Origin of the sequence: Rhabdaerophilum sp., from assembly GCF_046092605.1 — a bacterium.
Lineage (GTDB): Bacteria > Pseudomonadota > Alphaproteobacteria > Rhizobiales > Beijerinckiaceae > Rhabdaerophilum.
The window spans coordinates 1-15,546 of sequence record NZ_JBJTDY010000075.1 but is presented as its reverse complement, the minus strand read 5'-3'; the positions used below and the strand labels follow the sequence as shown (position 1 = coordinate 15,546).

The 15,546-nt window shown below is 63.1% G+C and carries 16 protein-coding genes and 1 pseudogene; 16 read left to right on the top strand and 1 reads right to left on the bottom strand.

Going from position 1 to position 15,546, the window contains the following annotated elements:
• The 5 genes and pseudogenes from ACKODO_RS06315 to ACKODO_RS06295 all read left to right on the top strand — a co-directional run.
• Positions 1–320 (top strand): annotated as a pseudogene (locus ACKODO_RS06315) (hypothetical protein); the annotation flags it as partial.
• Between the two features lie 75 nt (positions 321–395).
• The gene (gene purL, locus ACKODO_RS06310) at positions 396–2,615 is read left to right on the top strand and encodes a phosphoribosylformylglycinamidine synthase subunit PurL (protein ID WP_408982600.1); all 2,220 of its coding nucleotides are present in this window, start codon (positions 396–398) and stop codon (positions 2,613–2,615) included.
• 12 nt (positions 2,616–2,627) lie between these two features.
• Entirely contained in the window at positions 2,628–2,858 is a 231-nt protein-coding gene (locus ACKODO_RS06305) for a BolA/IbaG family iron-sulfur metabolism protein (RefSeq protein ID WP_408982599.1), read from the top strand.
• A gap of 46 nt (positions 2,859–2,904) precedes the next feature.
• Entirely contained in the window at positions 2,905–3,240 is a 336-nt protein-coding gene (grxD, locus tag ACKODO_RS06300; protein WP_408982598.1) for a Grx4 family monothiol glutaredoxin, read from the top strand.
• A 12-nt stretch (positions 3,241–3,252) separates the two neighbouring features.
• Positions 3,253–3,552, top strand: coding sequence for a DUF1905 domain-containing protein (locus ACKODO_RS06295; RefSeq protein WP_408982597.1), 300 nt, complete (start codon positions 3,253–3,255; stop codon positions 3,550–3,552).
• Here the strand turns inward: ACKODO_RS06295 and tlpA are convergent, their stop codons facing one another.
• Complete coding sequence (gene tlpA, locus ACKODO_RS06290; protein WP_408982596.1) at positions 3,553–4,221, bottom strand: thiol:disulfide interchange protein TlpA; 669 nt, start codon at positions 4,219–4,221, stop codon at positions 3,553–3,555.
• A gap of 39 nt (positions 4,222–4,260) precedes the next feature.
• Between tlpA and argH the strand changes: the two genes are divergently transcribed.
• The 11 genes from argH to ACKODO_RS06235 all read left to right on the top strand — a co-directional run.
• Positions 4,261–5,643: an argininosuccinate lyase gene (gene argH, locus ACKODO_RS06285; RefSeq protein ID WP_408982595.1), complete on the top strand. Its 1,383-nt coding sequence runs from the start codon at positions 4,261–4,263 to the stop codon at positions 5,641–5,643.
• A 90-nt stretch (positions 5,644–5,733) separates the two neighbouring features.
• A complete protein-coding gene (lptM, locus tag ACKODO_RS06280) occupies positions 5,734–5,940 on the top strand; it encodes an LPS translocon maturation chaperone LptM (protein ID WP_408982594.1) in 207 nt (68 codons plus the stop codon).
• A gap of 48 nt (positions 5,941–5,988) precedes the next feature.
• Positions 5,989–7,260, top strand: a complete 1,272-nt coding sequence (gene lysA, locus ACKODO_RS06275; protein ID WP_408982593.1) for a diaminopimelate decarboxylase — start codon at positions 5,989–5,991, stop codon at positions 7,258–7,260.
• A gap of 108 nt (positions 7,261–7,368) precedes the next feature.
• The gene (locus ACKODO_RS06270) at positions 7,369–10,008 is read left to right on the top strand and encodes a TIGR02302 family protein (RefSeq protein WP_408982592.1); all 2,640 of its coding nucleotides are present in this window, start codon (positions 7,369–7,371) and stop codon (positions 10,006–10,008) included.
• A gap of 101 nt (positions 10,009–10,109) precedes the next feature.
• Entirely contained in the window at positions 10,110–10,289 is a 180-nt protein-coding gene (locus ACKODO_RS06265) for a twin transmembrane helix small protein (RefSeq protein ID WP_408982591.1), read from the top strand.
• A gap of 38 nt (positions 10,290–10,327) precedes the next feature.
• Positions 10,328–10,873, top strand: a complete 546-nt coding sequence (locus tag ACKODO_RS06260; protein WP_408982590.1) for an acyloxyacyl hydrolase — start codon at positions 10,328–10,330, stop codon at positions 10,871–10,873.
• Positions 10,874–10,937: 64 nt separating this feature from the next.
• On the top strand, positions 10,938–11,528 hold the full coding sequence (locus tag ACKODO_RS06255; RefSeq protein WP_408982589.1) for a cob(I)yrinic acid a,c-diamide adenosyltransferase: 591 nt from the start codon (positions 10,938–10,940) through the stop codon (positions 11,526–11,528).
• 227 nt (positions 11,529–11,755) lie between these two features.
• Positions 11,756–12,505, top strand: coding sequence for an electron transfer flavoprotein subunit beta/FixA family protein (locus tag ACKODO_RS06250; protein WP_408982588.1), 750 nt, complete (start codon positions 11,756–11,758; stop codon positions 12,503–12,505).
• 1 nt (position 12,506) lies between these two features.
• Positions 12,507–13,439, top strand: a complete 933-nt coding sequence (locus ACKODO_RS06245) for an electron transfer flavoprotein subunit alpha/FixB family protein (protein WP_408982587.1) — start codon at positions 12,507–12,509, stop codon at positions 13,437–13,439.
• Between the two features lie 190 nt (positions 13,440–13,629).
• On the top strand, positions 13,630–14,511 hold the full coding sequence (locus tag ACKODO_RS06240) for a 3-hydroxybutyryl-CoA dehydrogenase (protein ID WP_408982586.1): 882 nt from the start codon (positions 13,630–13,632) through the stop codon (positions 14,509–14,511).
• A gap of 4 nt (positions 14,512–14,515) precedes the next feature.
• Positions 14,516–15,546, top strand: a 1,031-nt coding sequence (locus ACKODO_RS06235; RefSeq protein ID WP_408982585.1) for a hypothetical protein, incomplete at its 3' end; no start/stop codon positions are given.

Sequence of the window (15,546 nt, the reverse complement as noted above, 5' to 3'; positions counted from 1 at the left end):
AAGCAAGTTTTTTCGGGTGGGGCGCTGGCGGCGCGGGAAATATTAAGTATATACTCGAAATAATGGATATGCTGGGCTACAAGAAGATTTTAGCAATACTGGATGGCAACAAAAAAGAAGAAGTCGAATCTCTCAGCAAGAAATTCCCATCATATCGATTTTTATGTATACCGGCCGACGATGTCAGAACTAAACCGGCACAAAAATGTAAATCGGAAGTTTTTGGATTACTGGATGAAAACTATCTTTTGCGCGATTGCTATCGGCGCCAAATGCAGTCTCTTGGAGCGGAGCTGGTTCAATATTTCAACAACGCTTGAGAATTGTAATCATAGCTAAGCCCTTTCCCCCGCCCATTCTCCCCGCTATAGCGCTCCCATTCCCGAGGTGGCGCGATGCTTTTGAAAAACGAACCCGAGATCACCCCCGAACTCGTGAAGGCCCATGGCCTGAAGCCCGACGAGTACGAGCGTTTCGTCGCGCTGATCGGGCGCACGCCCACCATCACCGAGCTCGGCATCGTCTCGGCGATGTGGAACGAGCATTGCTCTTACAAATCCTCGAAAGTTCACCTCAAAACGCTGCCCACCAAGGGCAGCCGCGTGATCTATGGCCCCGGCGAGAATGCCGGCGTCGTGGATATCGGCGATGGCGATGTCGTGGCCTTCAAGATGGAGAGCCACAACCATCCGAGCTATATCGAGCCCTATCAGGGGGCGACGACCGGCGTCGGCGGCATTTTGCGCGACGTGTTCACCATGGGCGCGCGCCCCGTGGCCTGCCTCAACTTCCTGCGGTTCGGTTCACCGGATCATCCCAGGACGAAGCATCTCGTGGCGGGCGTGGTCGCCGGCATCGGCGGCTATGGCAACTCGTTCGGCGTGCCCACCGTGGCGGGGTCGGTAGGCTTCCACCCGCGCTATAACGGCAATTGCCTCGTGAATGCGATGGCCGTGGGCATCGCCAAGCGCGAGATGATCTTCACCTCGCAGGCCTCGGGCGTCGGCATGCCGATCGTCTATCTCGGCTCGAAAACGGGCCGCGACGGCATCCACGGCGCGACGATGGCCTCGGCCGAATTCGATGACGCCTCGGAGGAGAAGCGCCCCACCGTGCAGGTGGGCGATCCCTTCGCCGAGAAGCTGCTGCTCGAAGCCTGCCTCGAAATCATGGCCAAGGGCTGCGTCATCGCCATCCAGGACATGGGGGCTGCCGGCCTCACCTGCTCGGCGGTGGAAATGGGGGCGAAAGGCGATCTCGGCATCGAGCTTGATCTCGACATGGTGCCTTGCCGCGAGCCGGGCATGACCGCCTATGAAATGATGCTCTCCGAGAGCCAGGAACGCATGCTGATGGTGCTCCACCCCCACAAGGAGGCGGAGGCGCGCGCGATCTTCACGAAATGGGGCCTCGATTTCGCGATTGTCGGCAAGACGACCGATACGCTGCGCTTCGTCATCAAGCATCGCGGCGAGGTGATGGCCGATCTGCCCATCAAGGAACTGGGCGACAAGGCACCGGAATACAATCGCCCGTGGGTGGAAACGCCCAAGCGGCTGGCCATCCGCCGCGGCGAGATCGAACCGCCGGTTGCCAATCGCGAGGCTTTGCTCAGGCTGCTCGGCTCGCCCGATCTGTGCTCGAAGCGCTGGGTATGGGAGCAATATGACCACATCATCCAGGGCAACACCGTGCAGCGCCCCGGTGGCGATGCGGCGGTGATCCGCGTGAACGAGGCCGGCAAGGGCCTTGCCCTGACCTGCGATGTCACCCCGCGTTATGTCGAGGCCGATCCGTTCGAGGGCGGCAAGCAGGCGGTGGCGGAATGCTATCGCAACCTCTCGGCCGTGGGTTCGCTGCCGATCGCGCTGACGGACAACCTGAATTTCGGAAATCCCGAGCGGCCGGAAATCATGGGGCAATTCGCGCTCGCCATCCGGGGCATCGGTGAAGCGGCGCGGATGCTCGATTTCCCGGTCGTTTCGGGCAATGTCAGCCTCTACAACGAGACGAACGGCCAGGGCATCCTGCCGACGCCGACCATCGGCGGCGTGGGCCTCATCGCCGATGTGACGAAGACCGCCACCCTCGCCTTCAAGAATGCGGGCGATGCGATCATCGTCATGGGTAAAACCAGGGGCTGGCTCGGCGCCACGGCCTATCTCGCGACGATTTGCGGCCGCGAGGAGGGTGCGCCGCCCCCGGTCGATCTCGAGGCTGAGAAGCATCACGGCGGGCTCGTGCGCGCGATGATCGAGAGCGGTGTCGTCACCGCAGTGCATGATGTCTCGGATGGCGGCATCGGCGTGGCCCTCGCGGAAATGGCGCTGGCGGGCAATATCGGCGCCACGATCGGCTCGCATGATGCGGATGTGCCGCTCCATGCCTGGCTCTTCGGCGAGGATCAGGGGCGCTACATCATCACCTGCCCGATGGCGAAGGCGGCCGAGCTGGAATTCCAGCTCAACAGCCTCGAGGTCGTGACAACCTTTGTCGGGATTGTCGGCGGCGAGACGTTGACGCTGCCCGGCGAATTGCCCATCTCTCTGAAGGAACTGCGCGAGGCGCATGAAGGCTGGCTGCCGGCCTATATGGGCGCGGAAGCAGCGGAATGAGGGTCAAGAACCATGCCCATGAAGGCCGATGACATCGCGGCGATGATCAAGGAAGCTCTGCCGGATGCGGAGGTGGAAATCCGCGACCTCGCCGGCGATGGCGACCATTACGCCGCGACCGTCACCTCCGCCGCCTTCAAGGGCCTGCCGAAGGTGAAGCAGCACCAGCTTGTCTATACCGCACTGAAGGGCAATATGGGCGGCGTGCTGCACGCTCTGGCGCTCACCACGGTGGCGAAGTAAGTTCAACGAAATCCGCCGCCCTTGAAGCGGCGTGAGGAGAAAAGAAATGTCCGGAATCAACGCCTTCATCGATAATGAAGTGAAATCCAACGACGTGGTGCTCTTCATGAAGGGCACGCCGCAATTCCCCATGTGCGGGTTTTCCGGCCAGGTCGTGCAGATCCTCGATTATGTCGGCGCGCCCTACAAGGCGCATAACGTGCTCGACAATGCCGAGCTGCGCCAGGGCATCAAGGATTACGCCAATTGGCCGACCATTCCGCAGCTCTACATCAAGGGCGAGTTCATCGGCGGCTGCGACATCGTGCGCGAGATGTTCCAGTCGGGCGAACTCGCGCAGGCGCTCGCCGATCAGGGCATCGCGGTGAAGAAGGCGGGCTGAGGCCCGTCTTTCATGCTCGTCCGCTTCACGGCGCCGCTCTGGCTGTGGCAGGGCAAGGGCGCGTGGCACTTCATCACGCTGCCCGAGGATGAAAGCCAGGTCATTCGCATGGCCGTTCCCCGCGGGGGTCAGAACCGCGGCTGGGGCAGCGTGCGCGTGACGGCGACGATCGGCGAAAGCCGCTGGCAGACCTCGATTTTTCCCGACACCAAGCGCAATGCCTATCTTCTGCCCATCAAGGCCGAAATCCGCAGGGCGGAAAGCCTCAGCGTCGGCGAGGCGGTGGAAGTGAGCCTCAGCCTCGACCTCTGATCATGGCGCGCGCCCCAGAGCCTTTCCGATAAACGCGAAGGCATCGGGCGAGGACCATTCCGCCGGCCCCGCGAGAGTGGCGAGCTCACAGCCATTCCTGTCGAGCAGGATGGTCGTGGGCATGCCGAAGGCGCGGCCTGCGGCCTTCAAATCCTGGAAGATTTTCGCGGTCGGGTCGGCATATTGCGCCAGCGCCCTCACACCCACCTCATCGAGGAACTGCTTCGGCTTGTCGAAATTGCGGGTGTCGATATTGATCGCGACCACCTCGAAATCCGCACCCCCAAATTTCTGCTGAAGCCGATCGAGCGCGGGCATCTCATGCCGGCACGGCGCGCACCAGGTCGCCCAGAGGTTGACCAGAACCGCCTTGCCCCGAAAGGCCGAGAGCGTGGTGTCGCGCCCATCCGGCATCCTGAAGGAGAGGTCGATGAGGCGCGCGGGCTCTTTCGGGATTTGAAGAGCCGCGACCTCACCTTTCGCGAGCGGCTTCAGTGCCGCTGCAAGGGGTTGCGCTGCGCTGCAGGCCGCGACATCCGGCGAAGTTGTCTTGAACAGCTTGTCGATCCCGCCGAAGGCATATAGCGAAGCGCCGAGCAAGATGGCTCCCATGAGCAGCGGTCCGGCGAGAGCCTTCAGCAAGGATCGAGCGGGCATCGGGGCGGTCATCGGCGGGGCACCTCGGGAAATCGACAGATAGGGTTCGATATGGCCAACGAAATGTGGGGCGGGCGGTTTGCGGAAGGCCCGGCCGCCATCATGCAGGAGATCAATGCTTCGATCTCGTTCGACAAGAGGCTGGCGGATCAGGATATCCGCGGCTCAATCGCGCAGGCCGAGATGCTGAGTGCTCAGGGCATCATCGATGCGCAATCGGCCGAAGCGATCGTCCAGGGGCTGAAGAAGGTCAAGGCCGAAATCGATGCCGGGGCCTTCACGTTCAAGGCATCGCTCGAAGATATTCATATGAATGTCGAGGCCCGACTGGCCGAGATCATCGGCCCGCCCGCGGGGCGTTTGCACACCGCGCGCTCTCGGAATGATCAGGTCGCGACCGATTTCCGCCTCTATGTGCGCGATTCCATCGATATGATCGACACCGCGCTGAAGGATCTGCAACTCGCGCTGGCCGAAAAGGCTCTGGCCCATGCCGGCACGGTGATGCCCGGCTTCACCCACCTGCAAAGCGCGCAGCCCGTGACCTTCGGCCATCATCTGATGGCCTATGTCGAGATGCTGGCGCGCGATCGCGGCCGTTTCGCCGATGCGCGTCGCCGCCTGAACGAATGCCCGCTGGGTGCGGCGGCGCTGGCAGGAACCTCGTTCCCGATTGACCGGGAACGGACGGCGAAGGCTCTGGGCTTCGACCGGCCGACCGCGAACAGCCTCGATTCGGTCTCGGACCGGGATTTCGCGCTGGAGACGTTGGCAGCGGTTTCCATCCTGGCGATGCACCTCTCGCGCTTCGCCGAGGAGATCGTGATCTGGACCAGCGCGCAATTCGCCTTCGTGAAGCTCTCGGACAAGTTCACGACCGGCTCCTCCATCATGCCGCAGAAGCGCAACCCGGATGCGGCGGAGCTGGTTCGCGCCAAGACGGGCCGCATCTTCGGTTCATTGATCGGCCTGCTCACGGTGATGAAGGGCCTGACCCTCGCTTATGCCAAGGACATGCAGGAGGACAAGGAACAGACCTTCGTTGCCCTTGATTCAATTGCACTTTGTATCGCCGCGACCGCCGGCATGGTTCGCGACATGGAGCCCGATGCGAAACGCCTGAAGAAGGCCGCCTCCTCGGGCTATGCCACGGCGACCGACCTCGCGGATTGGCTGGTGCGCGTGCTCAACATGCCGTTCCGCGAGGCGCATCACGCCACGGGGCGCATCGTGGGCCTCGCCAGCGCCAAGGGCGTGGACCTCGAGAAGCTCTCGCTGGGCGAGATGCAATCGGTCGAACCGCGCATCACGGGCGCGATTTTCGATGTGCTGGGCGTCACGAATTCCGTGAAGAGCCGAACGAGCTATGGCGGCACCGCGCCGGCGAATGTGCGCGCGCAGGCGAAGAAGTGGCTGGCGCGGCTGGCGAAGTGAGGCATGAGGCGGGCATGACACGCCCCGCCGCGCATGTTAGGCAGGCGCAGGGTTCAGCTTGGGCTTTCGACAATGATCGTTTCGTCGCGAATGAAAATCCTCGTGGTGGCTCTGGCGGCGGGCATGCTGCTCACGGCCTGTGGCAGGCGCGGCCCGCTGGAACCACCGCCGGGCCCGGCCCCGACCGCAGCCGAAGGCACCGACCCCGATGCCACACCCCGCGATGGCTTGCGCAACAAGCGCACGCCCATCCTGCCGCCGAAACGCGACCTCGTCATCGACCGCCTGCTCGATTGACGTTCGGATTGCGCGCGTCTTCCCGCGCCGGAGCCCCCCGGAGCCCCCATGCATCACTTCGATTATCGGAACGGCTTGCTGCACGCCGAGGGCGTGGACCTTGGCGCGATCGCCCGCGCGGTCGGCACGCCCGTCTATGTTTATTCCAGCGCCACGCTGGAGCGGCATTATCGCGTCTTCAAGGAGGCCGTGGGCGAGAAGAGCCATGTCTTCTATGCCGTGAAGGCGAATGGCAATCTCGGCGTGCTGATGACGCTCGCGAAGCTGGGCGCGGGCGCGGATACCGTGTCCGAAGGCGAGATCCGCAAGGCGCTGGCCGCAGGCATTCCGGCGGGCCGCATCGTGTTTTCGGGCGTAGGCAAGAGCGCCGAGGAACTCGCCTTCGCGGTGGAGGCCGGGATCTACCAGGTGAATGTCGAGAGCGAGGGTGAACTCGAAGTGCTCTCGAAAATCGCGGAGCAGCGCGGCAGGCGGCAGGCGATCGTGCTGCGCGTCAACCCGGAAATCGGGGCGGGCGGGCACGCGAAGATCACCACCGGCGGGGCGGCAAACAAGTTCGGCGTCTCCTGGAGCGAGGCCGAGCGGCTCTACATCCGCGCGGCCAACATGCCGGGGGTGGCCATCAAGGGGCTCGCGGTGCATATCGGCAGCCAGATCTTCGATTTCAGCGCGCTGGAAACCGCCTTCCGCCGCATGCGCGGCATGATCGAGAAGCTCGCCGCGCAGGGCCTGCCGGCAAGCCGGCTGGATCTCGGCGGCGGCGTCGGCGTTCCTTACGAGATCGGCTACCCCTTCTCCTATGGCACGGACAGCCTTCAGGCCTATGGCAGGATGGTGCGAGAGGTGACCGCCGGCCTCGATGTGGAACTCGGCTTCGAGCCGGGTCGCCTCATCGCCGGCAATGCGGGCCTGCTTCTCACCAGGGTGCTCTACCTCAACGAGCGCGCCGACCGCACCTTCCTCGTGGTGGATGCCGCGATGAACGATCTCGTGCGCCCGGCGATGTATGAGGCGCATCACGAGATCTGGCCGGTGACCCGGAAGCCGGATGCGCCGATCCGCGCCTATGACGTGGTCGGCCCGATCTGCGAATCATCCGACACCTTCGCGGTGGAACGCGAGCTACCGGAACTGAAGCCGGGCGATCTCATCGCGATCATGACAGCCGGGGCCTACGGGGCTTCGATGTCCTCCACCTACAACCAGCGCCTTCTGGTGCCGGAAGTGCTCGTGAAGGATCAGGATTTCGCCGTGACTCGCCCGCGCCAGACCTTCGAGGAACTGCTCGGCACGGATCGCGCGCCCAGCTGGCTCGCCTGATGGCGCGCCGGTTGATCACGGGAAAGCGATCCCGATCCACGCCCTGAACACTGGCCAAAGCGCGCGAACGTGCTAGCTTCTGATCCGGGGGCGAGTGACGGAGTGGCAATGCCAAACCCGAATGAGCGATCGCGCGACGACCGGACCCGTGCCAGCGGCATGGAAGGTTCGCGCCAGGCCCTTGGCCTGCGGTTCCACCACACGGCTCTCGCGCTTGTGGTGGAACGTATCGCGCCATTGCTCGTCGGCCCGCTCTCGCTGATCCTGCTCTTCGTCGCTCTCGCCTGGACCGGCTGGCCCTCCCAGCTGGAGCCGCTGGGCCGCGCGGTTCTCGCCGGCGCTTTCGCGATTGGCGTTGCGATTCTCGCTGTTCCGCTGCTGCGTTTCCGGCTGCCCGGCATTGCCGAGGTCGAAAAGCGTCTCGATCTTTCGCGGCCCGAGATGCATCGCCCGCTGGCGACTTTGGCGGATGCGCCGCCGCCCGGCACGGACCCGGTTTCGCTGGCCGTGTGGGAGGCGCATCAGGCGCGCGCCCGGACGCTGCTCGACCGTCTTGAGGCCACGCCCGGCGATGCGCGCCTGCGCTGGCGCGACCCGCTCGCCTTGCGCCTCGTTGCACCGCTCGCTCTCGTCGCAGCCGCCTTCATGGCCGGGGACGAGCGGCAGGCGCGCCTCGCCGCCGCCTTCGATTTCTCGACACCGCTGACCCCGCCCGTGCCACCACGGCTCGATGCGTGGATCGATCCGCCGGCCTATACCGGCCGTCCGCCAATCTTCCTGACGGGCACGGTGACGCTCCAGCCCGGCGAGGCCGTGCGCGCGCCGATCGGCTCGATCCTCATTGTGCGCACCACGCGCGGCACCGGCCCGAAGCCGGATGAGGCCGCGCATGTCACGCTGCAGCATGGCGCCGGCCTCGAACCGGTGACAGAGCGAAGATTGCCCACGGACCAGCCCGTTCCGCAGATGAATGCGCGGCCGGGCGTGGAAACCATTCGCCGCGCCCTGGTGGGCAATGACCTGCTGAAAATCATCCGCGGAGGGCGCGAGATCGCGCAGATTCCGATCGCGGTGATCCCCGATCGCCCGCCGGCGGCCGATCTCAGCGAAGCGCGGGCGGAAAGCGCATCGCCCGAGCGGCAGAGCCCCGGCGGCATCCGCCTCGCCTTCACGCTCGACGACGATTACGGCATCGCCAAGGGCGAAGTCGTGATGGAGCGGGCGGCCAATCCGCGCCCGGGCCATACGCCGCGCACGCTCTATCCCCCGCCGCGCGCAGACCTTCCCTTGCGCCTCGGACAGGGCGAGATCGCTGTTCCCACCGAGGAACACCCCTGGGCGGGCGAGGAAGTGAATATCCGCATCCGCGTCGAGGACGATATCGGCCAGAAGGCCGAGAGCGAAGCGAAGGTGGTGAGGCTTCCGCAGAAGCCCTTCTCGCATCCCCTCGCCCGCGCTTTGGTGGAGCAGCGCCGCAACCTCGTCTTCGCGCCGGATTTCAAGCAGGATGTGGTGTTCGCGCTCGATGCACTGCTTTTCGAGCCGGAGCGTTTCACACCGAATATCGGCGAATACCTGATGCTTGACAGCCTCAGGCAGGGCGTGCGCTCGGCGCGAGGGGATGACGCGCTGAAGGAGATGGTCGACCGCCTCTGGGAGGTCGCGCTCTACCTCGAGAATGGCGACATGACAGAAGCCGAGCGCCGCCTGCGCGAAGCCGAGCAGCGCTTTCGCGAGGCGCTCGAACGCGAGGCGCCGCAGAACGAAATCCGCCGCCTCACGCAGGAATTGCGCCGCGCCATGGAGGAATTCCTGCGCGAATTCGCCGAGCGCGCCCTGCGTGATCGTGACCAGAACGCGCAGGATCGCTCGCCGGTGAACCCGGAACGCTTCCTCACCCAGCGCGACCTGCAGGAGATGCTGCGGCGAATCGAGGAGATGGCCCGCTCCGGCAACATGGCCGAGGCGCGCCGCATGCTGGAGGAACTGCGCCAGCTGATGGAGAATCTCCGCTCCGCGCGGCGCCAGCAGGCCGATCCTCGCATGCAGGAACTGGGGCGGCAGATCGAGGAACTCGATCGGCTCCAGCGCGAGCAGCGCGACCTTCGGGATCGCACCTTCCGGCAGGGCCAGCAGCAGCGCCAGCATCAGCGCGGACAGCAGGGCCAGCGCCAGCAGGGGCAACAGGGCCAGCAAGGTGGCGAACAGGGCGAAATGACCGAGCAACAGCTTCGCGACATGCAGCAGGCGCTGCGCGATCGTCTGCAACAATTGCGCGAGCGCTTGCGCGAACGCGGGCTTCAGGAAGGCGAAGGCTTCGGCGAGGCCGACCAGGGCATGGGCGATGCCGAGGGCCAGCTTGGCCAGGGCCAGCCCGGCCAGGCGACCGAGGGCCAGCAGCGCGCGCTCGACGGTCTCGGCCGCGCGGCACAAGGCATGGCGCAGCAGCTCCAGCAGCAGATGGGCGAGAACCCCGGCGAGGGCGAGGGCGAAGGCCCCGGAGAACCCGGCCCCGGCATGCGTGGCCGTGCCGAGAACCGCACCGATCCGCTGGGCCGCCCGCAGGCGAACCAGCGCCGTGACGCGGAGGACGGCAACCGCTTCGACGTGCCGGACCGCGATTCCCTGCAGGGTTCGATCAGCGAGCGCGCCGAACGCGTGCTGCGCGAACTCCGCAAGCGGCTCGGCGAATTCGAACGCCCGCGCGAGGAGCTTGAATATCTCGAGCGCCTGCTTCGCCAGCGCTGACGGAGCGTCCGCACCCTGAGGGCGCGACGCTTTCGGAGCCCCCCCCCCTTTTCTGCGACGGGCGGTATCTCTAGAAGGCTGGAAGCGCTGGAGGGTCCGACATGACCATCGTGATGAATATCTCGATCGCGGCGGTGGCCGTGGTTCTGTTGCTCGGGCTCTACAACATGCTCAAGGGCGGTTCACCGAACCGCTCGCAGCAATTGATGCGCTGGCGCATCATCCTGCAATTCGTGGCGATCATCGCCATCATGACCGTTCTCTACTTCAGGCAGGGCTGAGCGGCATTTTTCCGATCCTTTAACCATGAGCGCGGATCATGATGCAGATGTTGCGTGCCCTCCCCAGCCTGCTTGTCGCGCTGCTCTTCGCCTGCTCCACCGAGGCGGAGGAATGGAGCGCGCCGGAATTGCGCCTCGGCCTCGTCGCGCATGATGCCGCCGGCAAGGAACAGGGTTCGGTGAGCCTTGCGGCAGAGGTGCTCTTCGCCCTGCCCGGCCGAGAGAAGGCCGGAGATCTCCAGAGTCTCGTGCCTCGCCTGCAGGTCGGCGCGATCCTGAACATGGCGGGGCGCACCTCCCTCGCGCATGCCGGCCTCATCTGGCAGGTCGATCTTGTCGGCGGTCTCTTCGCGGAGGCGGGACTCGGACTGGCGGCGCATGACGGCGACACCGGCTCCGCGAGCAGGCCCGGCCATGCGGCGCTCGGCTGCCGGCTGCTCTTCCGCGAAACGATCGGCCTCGGCTACCGGCTCGACGGCGGCTGGAGCGTGCTCGGCTCGGTGGAGCATGTCTCGAACGGGGGCCTTTGCGCGCGCAATCGCGGGCTCACGCATGTGGGAATGCGCGTGGGATACCAGTTCTGAGGCGGCCTTTCGCCACTGACGATTTTCGCTTGAATTCCGCGCGCAAAGCCCCACAAGCAAGGACATGGTCAGACTCAATCGCATCTACACGAAAACCGGCGACGACGGCACCACGGGCCTCGGCGATGGTTCCCGCGTCCCGAAACACGATCTGCGCGTCGAGAGCTATGGCGCGGTGGACGAGGCGAATGCGACGCTCGGCCTCGCGCGGTTGCACACCGCCACCGAGCCAGAGGTTGATGCGATCCTCGGGCGCATCCAGAACGATCTCTTCGATCTCGGCGCGGATCTGTGTACGCCCGATACGGGACAGGATCTCGGCTATGAGCCGTTGCGGATCGTCGAGAGCCAGGTCGAGCGGCTGGAAGCGGAAATCGATGCGATGAACGCCCGGCTGAAGCCGCTGAAGAGCTTCATCCTGCCGGGTGGTTCGCCCGCATCGGCCCATCTCCATCTCGCGCGGACCACCGTGCGCCGCGCCGAGCGGATGATGGTGCAACTCGCCGGCAAGGAGGGCGAAAGGGTGAGCGGGCCCGCGCTTCGCTACATCAATCGCCTCTCGGACCTGCTCTTCGTGCTGGGCCGCGTGACAAACGCGGATGGCGCCGGGGATGTGCTGTGGGTGCCCGGCCTGACGCGCGGCGAGAAAACCTGAACGCGCTTTCCGGCCGACCAAAGACCCGGCAAAATGCGTCCTGGTTCGGGGTGACAGACGATGTCGCGCTTGGTATACCACCGCGGCCGCTGGCTGGAAGGGCGCTGAAAGGGTCGATCTTGCATCGCGGGTAAAATTAGTTGATATGTAAACTAACTGAAGGCTGACAACAGTCCTTTGGGATGGAACAGGGCGGCCTTCCGGCCGCGAGGAAGCAGGGCCTCGCCATGAAGATTCTGGTGCCCGTGAAGCGGGTGGTTGATTACAATGTGAAGATCCGCGTGAAACCGGATGGCTCCGGCGTTGATCTCGCGAATGTCAAGATGAGCATGAACCCCTTTGACGAGATTGCCGTCGAGGAGGCCCTTCGCATCAGGGAAGCGGGCAAGGCGACAGAAGTCGTGCTGGTCTCGATCGGCCCTGCAGGCGCTGCGGAGACGATCCGCACGGGCCTCGCCATGGGGGCTGATCGCGGCATCCTCGTGAAGGCCGATGCCACCATCGAGCCCCTCGCCGTGGCGAAGCTGCTGAAGGCGGTGATCGGCAACGAGGCGCCGGGACTCGTCATCATGGGCAAGCAGGCGATCGACGACGACATGAACGCCACGGGGCAGATGCTCGGCGCGTTGCTTGGCTGGCCGCAGGGCACCTTCGCGTCCAAGGTGGAACTCACCGGCGAGGGCGTGAACGTGATGCGCGAGGTCGATGGCGGGTTGCAGACCGTGGCGCTTTCCATGCCGGCGATCGTCACCACCGATCTGCGCCTCAACGAGCCGCGTTATGCCTCGCTGCCGAACATCATGAAGGCGAAGAAGAAGCCGCTGGATGAAACCTCGCCGGAGGCTCTCGGCGTCGATATCAGCCCGCGGCTCGAAGTTCTGAAGACCGCCGAGCCCGCGACCCGCAAGTCGGGCGTAAAGGTGGGCTCCGTGGCCGAACTCGTTCAGAAGCTGAAGAATGAAGCGGGAGTGATCTGACATGGCCGCACTTGTAATCGCAGAACACTCCAACGCCGCCCTCAACGAGGCGACCCTGAAGGCCGTGAGCGCGGCGAGCGCGCTCGGCGGTCCGGTGCATGTGCTCGTGGCCGGCCAGAATGCAGGCACCGCCGCTTCTGCCGCAGCGGGAATTGCCGGCGTCGCCAAGGTTCTCCATGCCGATGGTGCGGAATATGCCCACCAGCTCGCGGAGCCCATCTCGGCGCTGATCGTGAGCCTCGCGGGCGGCTATGACGCCATCGTCTTTGCGGCGACCGCCAACGGCAAGAACATCGCCCCGCGCGTGGCGGCCTTGCTTGATGCGCAGGTGATCTCGGGTGTGACCAAGGTGCTCGGCGCCGACACCTTCGAGCGGCCGATCTATGCGGGCAACGCGATCCAGACCGTGAAATCGAAGGATGCGAAGAAGGTCATCTCGATCATGACGGCGAGCTTCCAGGCCGCCGGCGCGGGTGGCTCGGCAGCGGTTGAGACGGTGGCCGGTCCCGGCGCGACGCCCGGCTCGAAATTCGTCTCGGAGGAGGTCTCGAAGTCGGATCGCCCCGAACTCGCTTCCGCGAAGATCGTGGTCTCGGGCGGCCGCGCGCTGGCATCAGCCGAGAACTTCAAGACCTATATCGAGCCGCTGGCGGATAAACTCGGCGCGGCCGTGGGTGCCTCCCGCGCGGCGGTGGATGCGGGCTATGCCCCGAATGACTGGCAGGTCGGCCAGACGGGCAAGGTGGTGGCGCCGGCGCTCTACGTCGCCTGCGGCATCTCGGGCGCGATCCAGCATCTCGCGGGCATGAAGGACTCGAAGGTGATCGTGGCGATCAACAAGGATGCCGAGGCACCGATCTTCCAGGTCGCGGATTACGGCCTCGTGGCGGATCTCTTCACCGCCGTCCCGGAACTGACGAAGGAACTGGGCTGAGGATTTTCCTCTCCCCTTCGCTGGCAAACAAGAACCAACGCATGTGAGGCACGCGCTTCACATGCGTTTTTTTCTGGAGAAAAAGGAAACTCTGTCGCCGATCTCGGCCTCGCCCCCTTGAGGATGCGCGCGGGAGCTTTACACTCCCGGCCCGACTGGCATTTTTCAAGAAGCGGAACACGAGGCCATCATGGCAGGCGGCATCAGCAAGATCGGCATCATCGGCGCGGGGCAGATGGGCAGCGGCATCGCGCATGTCGCGGCGCTCTCGGGCTATGGCGTGATGCTGCATGACGTTTCCGAAGAGCGGATTCAATCCGGCCTCGCCACCATCAACGGCAACATGGCCCGGCAGGTGGCGAAGGCGACGATTTCGGAAGAAGCCCGCCAGGGCGCTCTCGCGCGCATCCTCGCCGCGAACGAGGCCGCCGACCTCGCCGATTGCGACCTCGTGATCGAGGCCGCGACGGAAAACGAGGAGGTGAAGCGCAAGATCTTCGCGAGCGTGACGCGGCACCTCAAATCCGATGCGATTGTCGCCTCGAACACCTCGTCGATTTCCATCACGCGGCTCGCGGCCTCGACCGATCGGCCGGAGCAGTTCATCGGCATCCATTTCATGAACCCCGTGCCGGTGATGCAGCTCGTGGAGCTGATCCGCGGGATCGCGACGGACGACAAGACCTATACCCGCGCGTTGGAATTCGTCTCGAGCCTTGGGAAGACGGTGACGGTATCGGAGGATTTCCCGGCCTTCATCGTCAACCGCATCCTGCTGCCGATGATCAACGAGGCGATCTACACGCTCTATGAGGGCGTGGGCAGCGTGGAGGCCATCGACACCGCGATGCGGCTGGGCGCGAACCACCCCATGGGCCCGCTGCAGCTCGCGGATTTCATCGGGCTCGATACCTGCCTCTCCATCATGCAGGTTTTGCACGATGGCCTCGCGGATTCGAAATACCGCCCCTGCCCGCTTCTGGTGAAATATGTCGAGGCCGGCTGGCTGGGCCGCAAGACCAAGCGCGGGTTCTATGATTATCGCGGCGAGAAGCCCGTGCCGACGAGGTGATCGGATGAGCGCTAAGCTCGATTTTTTGAAGCGCAAACTTTCGAAAACTCTTTCAAGAGCGGCGCCTGCGGATTTCTTTGCAATGATATGGTCAGTGCGAGCCATTCAGTCCGGCGAAACAGCTGCGGCTGGTTTCTTCGAAAACTTCCCACCCGAAGCGTTGGATCAACGAATTGATAACAGTTCTGCGATCCACCCATGGGAGTTGGAATCTCTAACTAACCTTTATCTGCAGTCGAAGCCTAATTTAGATAGAACAGGAAAATATACAATCGCCAATTGTCAGAATTTTGAAACAATACGGTGCTTGATAAACATTATTCGTGACATTGAAAATGAGCAATACGCTAAAACCGCGAACAAATCGCATATTTTCTTCGAAATGACGCGAATTGGCTACAGACAATTCGCTTGGCAACGAACGTACGTGAACACATTCCAGTTTTATAGAAATCGATTTATATATGATGATATCGAAATACAGAACATATTCTATAAAACATATGGCTTAGAACTCAAATCTTTCTTCCTACTGGGATTTTATCTTTATAGCTTGTTTAGGTCAACTCTATACGTACCCCAGAATTTTAATTTTGAATCGAAAGAAATCTCAGACCACATCAAAAATAAAACGCTTCAAATAATTGCAACTGCCCTTGACGCCGCCAAGTTGGACGCAAGAAAATCTGCTGCGAGATCAACTCAAACACTCGGGCACGATTACATAGCCTACAGAGAGTCCACACTTCGGAGGCGACCGGTTCTTCAGTTAGGTCATTTCAGAGATCAGCTTTCATGCCCAATTCCGGATTTTTTGGTACTACGGATAACAGAAGGCATATACTACGATTTAGTATCGCTTGACAATTATCGGAGCAAAATAACCAATATTATTGGTCTTAGGTTTGAAAAATACGCTAAAACAATTTTTGAAAAATGGACAGAAAACTGCACAACACACCAGAATAATCCTATTTCTATAAGAGATCGACGCTACGCTGGAGTAGATTTAATTTGTAAGACACAGAAATATAA

Excerpts from the sequence above, each read along its gene's own strand:
- purL (WP_408982600.1), top strand. The coding sequence starts at position 396 with ATGCTTTTGAAAAACGAACCCGAGATCACCCCCGAACTCGTGAAGGCC.
- ACKODO_RS06305 (WP_408982599.1), top strand. The coding sequence starts at position 2,628 with ATGCCCATGAAGGCCGATGACATCGCGGCGATGATCAAGGAAGCTCTG.
- grxD (WP_408982598.1), top strand. The coding sequence starts at position 2,905 with ATGTCCGGAATCAACGCCTTCATCGATAATGAAGTGAAATCCAACGAC.
- ACKODO_RS06295 (WP_408982597.1), top strand. The coding sequence starts at position 3,253 with ATGCTCGTCCGCTTCACGGCGCCGCTCTGGCTGTGGCAGGGCAAGGGC.
- tlpA (WP_408982596.1), bottom strand. The coding sequence starts at position 4,221 with ATGACCGCCCCGATGCCCGCTCGATCCTTGCTGAAGGCTCTCGCCGGA.
- argH (WP_408982595.1), top strand. The coding sequence starts at position 4,261 with ATGGCCAACGAAATGTGGGGCGGGCGGTTTGCGGAAGGCCCGGCCGCC.
- lptM (WP_408982594.1), top strand. The coding sequence starts at position 5,734 with ATGAAAATCCTCGTGGTGGCTCTGGCGGCGGGCATGCTGCTCACGGCC.
- lysA (WP_408982593.1), top strand. The coding sequence starts at position 5,989 with ATGCATCACTTCGATTATCGGAACGGCTTGCTGCACGCCGAGGGCGTG.
- ACKODO_RS06270 (WP_408982592.1), top strand. The coding sequence starts at position 7,369 with ATGCCAAACCCGAATGAGCGATCGCGCGACGACCGGACCCGTGCCAGC.
- ACKODO_RS06265 (WP_408982591.1), top strand. The coding sequence starts at position 10,110 with ATGACCATCGTGATGAATATCTCGATCGCGGCGGTGGCCGTGGTTCTG.
- ACKODO_RS06260 (WP_408982590.1), top strand. The coding sequence starts at position 10,328 with ATGATGCAGATGTTGCGTGCCCTCCCCAGCCTGCTTGTCGCGCTGCTC.
- ACKODO_RS06255 (WP_408982589.1), top strand. The coding sequence starts at position 10,938 with ATGGTCAGACTCAATCGCATCTACACGAAAACCGGCGACGACGGCACC.
- ACKODO_RS06250 (WP_408982588.1), top strand. The coding sequence starts at position 11,756 with ATGAAGATTCTGGTGCCCGTGAAGCGGGTGGTTGATTACAATGTGAAG.
- ACKODO_RS06245 (WP_408982587.1), top strand. The coding sequence starts at position 12,507 with ATGGCCGCACTTGTAATCGCAGAACACTCCAACGCCGCCCTCAACGAG.
- ACKODO_RS06240 (WP_408982586.1), top strand. The coding sequence starts at position 13,630 with ATGGCAGGCGGCATCAGCAAGATCGGCATCATCGGCGCGGGGCAGATG.